Annotated in this window: 5 protein-coding genes and 2 pseudogenes; 2 read left to right on the top strand and 5 right to left on the bottom strand. The window is 68.0% G+C overall.

The genetic code is table 11. The features are described from left to right. The first annotated feature begins 705 nt into the window (after window positions 1-705). The gene (locus ABZ070_RS34875) at window positions 706-972 is read left to right on the top strand and encodes a hypothetical protein (protein ID WP_356639920.1); all 267 of its coding nucleotides are present in this window, start codon (window positions 706-708) and stop codon (window positions 970-972) included. A 37-nt stretch (window positions 973-1,009) separates the two neighbouring features. On the opposite strand, the gene mihF is transcribed toward ABZ070_RS34875, so the two are convergent. The 3 genes and pseudogenes from mihF to ABZ070_RS34860 form a co-directional block, all read right to left on the bottom strand. Continuing rightward, window positions 1,010-1,327, bottom strand: coding sequence for an integration host factor, actinobacterial type (mihF, locus tag ABZ070_RS34870; RefSeq protein WP_356639918.1), 318 nt, complete (start codon window positions 1,325-1,327; stop codon window positions 1,010-1,012). A gap of 348 nt (window positions 1,328-1,675) precedes the next feature. Further along, the gene (locus tag ABZ070_RS34865) at window positions 1,676-1,954 is read right to left on the bottom strand and encodes a hypothetical protein (protein ID WP_356639916.1); all 279 of its coding nucleotides are present in this window, start codon (window positions 1,952-1,954) and stop codon (window positions 1,676-1,678) included. A 585-nt stretch (window positions 1,955-2,539) separates the two neighbouring features. Beyond that, window positions 2,540-2,910, bottom strand: a pseudogene (locus tag ABZ070_RS34860) (transposase); the annotation flags it as partial. Between the two features lie 807 nt (window positions 2,911-3,717). On the opposite strand from ABZ070_RS34860, the gene ABZ070_RS34855 reads away from it, so the two are divergent. Beyond that, the gene (locus ABZ070_RS34855; protein ID WP_356639914.1) at window positions 3,718-5,070 is read left to right on the top strand and encodes an endonuclease domain-containing protein; all 1,353 of its coding nucleotides are present in this window, start codon (window positions 3,718-3,720) and stop codon (window positions 5,068-5,070) included. A gap of 25 nt (window positions 5,071-5,095) precedes the next feature. Here ABZ070_RS34855 and ABZ070_RS34850 read toward each other — a convergent pair whose 3' ends face one another. Both ABZ070_RS34850 and ABZ070_RS34845 read right to left on the bottom strand, forming a co-directional pair. Then, complete coding sequence (locus ABZ070_RS34850; protein WP_356639912.1) at window positions 5,096-5,362, bottom strand: DUF6233 domain-containing protein; 267 nt, start codon at window positions 5,360-5,362, stop codon at window positions 5,096-5,098. 240 nt (window positions 5,363-5,602) lie between these two features. Next, a pseudogene (locus tag ABZ070_RS34845) lies at window positions 5,603-5,802 on the bottom strand (hypothetical protein); the annotation flags it as partial.

Here is a 5,802-nt window from a genome sequence, read left to right as displayed (position 1 = left end):
CTGCGCCAGATCCAGCACTGCAGTCAGATCGTCGACGGATGCCTCACCGCGACCGGCCTCACACTGACGACACCACGCTTACAACCTCAGTAGTGGGGTGGAGCGCGGAGGGCGAGGATGGCCAATGGGCGGTGGTTCGCTCGTTCGGCGGCGTGACGTCTGCCGCGGCGGCTGCGTTGGTGAGGGTGCTGCTGCACGCCGCCCCCTGATGGGGAATGCGTGCGGTGGCCTGCCCCGGTGTGGTTCCGGCTTCGGGGTGTCCCCGGGCCCTTGCGCCGATCCCTGCCCGGGGATGTGCGGGCGGGGTGACGGGCTGTCTGCCCCGCCCGCACCAGGCGAAGAGAGTCGCGGGCAACAGCCCGCCTGTGCCCAGGCTGCTGCCCGCTCAGCGGCCGGCACTCGCGCCATGGGTACCAGTAGCCCCGCCGGCCCCAGCCTCCCCGCATCCCCCGAGCCGCGCCACTCAACATCTGCCACTCGGGGTTGTGGCGTGAGGGGAGCACGAGCGCATTCGCGCGGGGCTCCCGGGAAGCCACGGTCAGGCTGCCCCTCCAGCAGCCCCCTTCTGCGCGGGGCGTTCGTGGGGCGCGCGCAGGCAATCGTAGGCAAAGAACACGTCCGGTAATCGTCAACGCGCTTGTAATAGGGGTCGTTCGGGGAACAGCCGGGAAGCGGGGAGACCGTCCGCGGTAGGGGGTAGCAACGATGAGCGACCGAGACGCGGGCATCGGCCGACGGTGCTCAGCGGCACATGAGAAGGATCCCACCGTGTGCGAGGGGTCGTTGACGGCGGCGACCATCATCACCTTCGACGGGCAGGAGATGACGGGGTGCGTGCGGCATAGCGCTCGTCAGCTCGCCAGCCTCAAGGGCTCCCGGCTGCATCCGATGGCGGCTCTGATGCCCTGGGCGCTCGACATCTACTGCCGTGCGGCCGAGCTCACCCCGTTCCCGTGGGAGATCGGTCTCTGACGAAGCGCGGCGAAGTATCCCAGTCTTTGACGCCGGGCTATCCGGCGTGGGAGGGGAAGTGCTGGAGGAGGGCTTCCTTCTGCCGTGATCCGAGTCCCTGGACACGACGGCGAGGCGAGATGCCGAGGTCATGCAGAAGGTGTCCGGCACGGACGCGGCCGATACCGGGCAGGGACTCCAGCACGCGGCGCACGGGGATTCTGGTCACGACCTGGTCCTCTCGGTTCAATACCTTCTCCAGGGAGAGCGAGCCGCTCTTCAGCTGGGCGAGCAGCGCAGCGCGCTCCTTGCGGTTCTCAAGCGCCTTCGCCAGTGCCTGGGAGCGCTGTTCTTCGGTGAGTGAGGGAAATGCCATGTCGGCGTGAGGCCTTTCATCCGGAACAGCAGGTCCTGGACATCATGTCCCTCGCTACAGGGGACAGGCCAGGCTTGCGGACAGACCGATGACCAGCAGGTTGGTGGACTTTGTCACTTTTCTGAGCGGCTGGCACGGGTACGGGGCCTGAGCGTGAGCCCGGCTGGGAGTGTCTTTCCGGATGGGTTTGTGTAAGCGCGACGCCCCTGAATGGCCCCCAGTAATACAGCCTGTCGTTCCGTCGGGGATGAGACAGACCAGGCTCGCGAGCGGACGGCCTAGCCTCCCCGCCAGCATCGGTGTCACCGTGGGGGCGCTGTTCGGTTGGCGCAACTGTCGTGCTGACGGTCAACGCAGGAACCTATGAACGCTCGCCGCCAAAGCCGCCGGGGCTGCCTTCACCATGGCCGCGGTGTTGCCCGTTCGGTGGTCGGCTGAACGCGGCCGGGCGCGGATGGCGGTACGTACGCCACAATCGGGCGCGTGCCGGAATTCCCCTCGCTCGCTGCCCTGGACCGCCTCCTTGACGACCTGGTCGTTGGCGAGGCGCGACGTCGTCAGCTGACGATCTTCCGGGAGAACCGTCGTGCCGACCGCCCCGGATCGCACCGCCAGCGGCATCTCCACCGCGGTCCTGACCGCTCTGCTACCGCCCCGGCGCTCACGCATCAGCGCCCGCAAGGTGAAGTGCCCGACCTCGCGTTATCCGGCGAACCCGACCAGCGAACACCCCCTGACCAGCCAGAACGTCACTAGCCTCACCGTCGAGATCCACACCGAGCCCCCATCATCCGCAGTAAACGGTCGCGGTGGTCAGCGCAACCAAGTCCTCCAGCACATGCGTGCCGCACCTCATCGTCCCTGGCATGCGCGCGATCTGGCCACGGCGCTGGGCTTCACCCACTACGACAGCTTCTGCGTCCAGCTGAGCCGCTGGACACGGGAAGGTCTCCTCGCAAAGACCGCAAACGCGACCTACCGGCTCGCACCCGATTGCCTGCCAGCTCAGCCTCCGCCCACCGACAGCCGACGCCCTTGACTCGGCGGCCAAGGCGTTAACTTCGTGGCATTGGTTCAACAAGCTCCTCGGCTGTCTCTACAACTGCCTCCAAAACCGCACGAAATACGACGCCGGCCAAGCCTTCGCAACATCACTTGCACTCGCCGCGTGAACGCTGCAGTTGACCTTCAGCGACATGAGATGTCTTCGAGCCCTTCTTGCCCCGGCCCATTAGGATTCGGACCTGTCGGGTCCTCCCTTTCAAGGCCCACATGTTCACCGAGTGGATCGCGCACCGCGACCAGTCCAGTTCTCCCCGCGATCCAAGTTCGTCAAGGACGACGCGGTGGAGCTTGGCCCAGACCCGGGCGGTGGTCCACTCGGTGAAGCGCCGGTGCGCGGTCGACCCCGACGGGCCGAAGACCAGCGGCAACTGCCGCCACGTACAGCCCGTTGTAGCAACGAAGATGATCACGGCCAGCACCTCGCGATCTCCATACCGGCGCCGACCACCGCCCTGCGGCCGTGATGGAGCAGGTGGCACAACCCGCTGGAACAGCTTCCACAACTCGTCCGGCACCATGGACGGCCCGGCGCGGCCTGCTCGCTCTGTCGTCCCTCCTCTCGTCCCTCCTCGGCTCCCGCATCGCGTCGGCGCCTCGTCCGCCGGCCGTGATGGTCGAGGCGCGGGCCCGCACAACGTCCACGTACGACTGGGAGCCGAGCCCGGGGAACCACTCCTTGATCAGCTTCGACCAGGTACTTCCTGACCGTCTTGCGGTCCACTCCCAGCGACGCGGCCAGCTCGCTCTTCGAGCGGCCTGCGTACCAGTGGAGGTAGATCTCGGTGATGTCGACCACGACGAACGTTCTCCTCGCCATCCGGGCTGCCCATCGGCCATCCGAACCATGGGACGAGGAACATGAGCAGCTCCGCGACGGCCAGGTCCCTCGATCCCGACCTCCGCGCTACCCATGGCCAATTAGGAGAATTCGGTATGGGGAATTACATGACGCTCAAACCGCCCAACCTGGGGAAAAACTTGAACGTCGACAACCCGGCCACCAGCCCCCTGACCGCCGCGTGACCAATCGTCGTGCGACGCGTTGAGCCGGCCGACGCGTGCACAAATCCGCCTGCCCGGCCAGACGCACGCCGGGGCCCTGACCCTCGTCACGGTCAGGGCCCCGCCTCAATTCTTCGTATCAAGCAGTCCACTGATGAGCACGCCTGCACGGCTGGGAAACCTCCTCAGCGGCGCACCCCACTTCCGGCCCAGCGCTCGTGCGGTGCGTCGCAAGCCGCCGGATCGGCCTCATAGCAGCTCTACTCCGAGACTCTGGTTCGACCAGGAACTGCTGTATTCGGCCGGGCCGTTAGCCTGGTGGTATGTCAGAGCATGTCATCCCGGGGCGCAGGGGCGGCCTGATCCCGCTGGGCGCCGCTGATGCTCTGTGGGCCAGCTTGACAGCCGGCGGCGCTGTGCCGACGGCTTCTGCGGCGTTGACCGGCTCTCCTGCCGATGCCCGGGCGGGGTACATCCTGCTCGGCGGCCGTGTGGTGGCGACCCTGCAGGCAAACGGCGGCCCTTGTGGTGTTTCGGAGATTGAGGTGCGCCGGGCGGCGGCGGAACTCAACGCGGTTGCGATGGATGATCAGGATCTGGTTCGCATCGGTCCGTTCCACGGCGCGCCGCAGCTGGTGCGCAGCGGGAACACGCCGCTGCGGTGGCGTCAGTGGATCTCCCGGGAGCTGCTGGAGTCGGGCTACGCCGGGCGGCCAGCACGAGGTGAAGGCGGTCGGCCGTACCATCTGGCGGGGATCGACTGGCGGCGGATACTCGTGGAGCAAACCCACGACCGGACGGTGCGGACATGGTGGCTGCCGCGCGCCGTGGTCAGGCTGCTGGACACGGCCCAGCACGCCGAAACGCAGTGGCTGCAAGCCGGGCGGACCCGCGAGGAAAGCGCAGCCGTCACTGAGCCGCCCTCCCGCCACGGGCAGGCCCGAGCCGCCGACGGTCGGCGGACGGCGGACCCTCACTGCCCGACCGTGCCACTGCGGCCCTACAACGGGGAACTGAAAGGCCACCTGTACTCGGCACTCAGCCGGAAACCGGGTATTTCCCGCAAGGTGGCCGGGTGGACATGTGCCGTCTGCCGCACCGCGCCCGCAACCGTGCTCGACCACTGCCACGAACACGGCTACGTCCGCGCCCCCGTCTGTCACTCCTGCAACACGCAGGAACGACCCGACCACCTGTACAGCAACGACATCCGCGTGGCCGACCACTACACACGCCTCTTTGACACCCACATCGGCGACTGGCTCTGTCACTGGCACCGCTGCCCCGGCTGCCGCGCCCGCACCACCCTGCCACTACCGCACCTCGCAGCCTGGACCGCCTACATAGCCTGCCGATCACTGCGTCCGACCCACCGCGACCCCCGCAGCTCCCGCGGCCGTAAACCCTGCGGCGTGCTGCGCGTGTCCTGGACCGGCAGCCACAACGCGCCCCGTTCCTGCCTGCTCACCGTCGCCGTCGACTTCTGCCCCTCCGGCGAGCACCGCCTCCTGGCGCGCCTCCCCTACCGCGAAGCCGCCGAGCGGTTCCGTATATGGCTGGCCAAGACCGCCCCCGCTGTGGCCGCCGAAGCCGGACCCGACCGCCTGGACGGCCTCCCCACCCGGTCCCGGCCGGTCATCGCGGACACCAGCAGTGAGGGCCTGGCACTGTTCTGAGCAAACAGCGCGAGGCCCGACACCGTCAGGAGGCGGGTGGCGGTTCCGGAGCGAGTGATCGAGCGGCGTCGCATTCTGTGCAGGCTGCCGCGCGGGGCTGGCTTAGCGCGGCAAGTGCCTGTTCCTGGTTAAGGGTCTGATCGCTGGGTGTGCAGCCGATGACGTGGAGGAGGGTGGCGCCTGGGTGCCCGGGGCGGTGGGGCAGGTACTGGAGCGTCCATGCCGGCCGGCTTCTTGGTGACAGGCCGTCTGCCGGGAACGGGCGGTACGTGGGGACATCTCGGTAGGACACGCCGGATATGGGGCGGGCCTGTGCAGGGCTTACCCAGGCCCGGTGTTCTGCAGCCCGCGCATCGCCGTTGGCAGTGTCCTGCCACAGTTGGATCCCGATCTGGTACCGCCAGCCGTCCTTCTCTTGCCGCCGGGCGTGGAGCCGTGCCCGGACTTCCTGGCCGTCCGGGAGCACGGCGAAGATCGGTGGCGGCCCTGAAGCCTCTTCCTCTCCTTGATCCACGACGACCTCGCTGTCCCCTCATCCTTGGTGATGTTCGCCCCACCACGGCAGGATCGGCGGCAGGTCACTGACTCCGCGGGCCGGTCGTTTCGGCATGGGCGACTCGCCGTCGTCGCCGTCCCAGCGCCGCGCGTACTGGTCCGGGAGGTTTCCCCAGCCCCAGTACGGGATGGGGCGGTCGGGGGTTTCGCCGAGTTCGTCGGCGGGGTCGATACGCC

This window comes from Streptomyces sp. NPDC006283, from assembly GCF_040613325.1.
In the GTDB taxonomy this organism is placed as follows: domain Bacteria; phylum Actinomycetota; class Actinomycetes; order Streptomycetales; family Streptomycetaceae; genus Streptomyces.
Note: the sequence above shows the minus strand (reverse complement) of the source record. Positions and strands in the feature narration are given on the sequence as shown.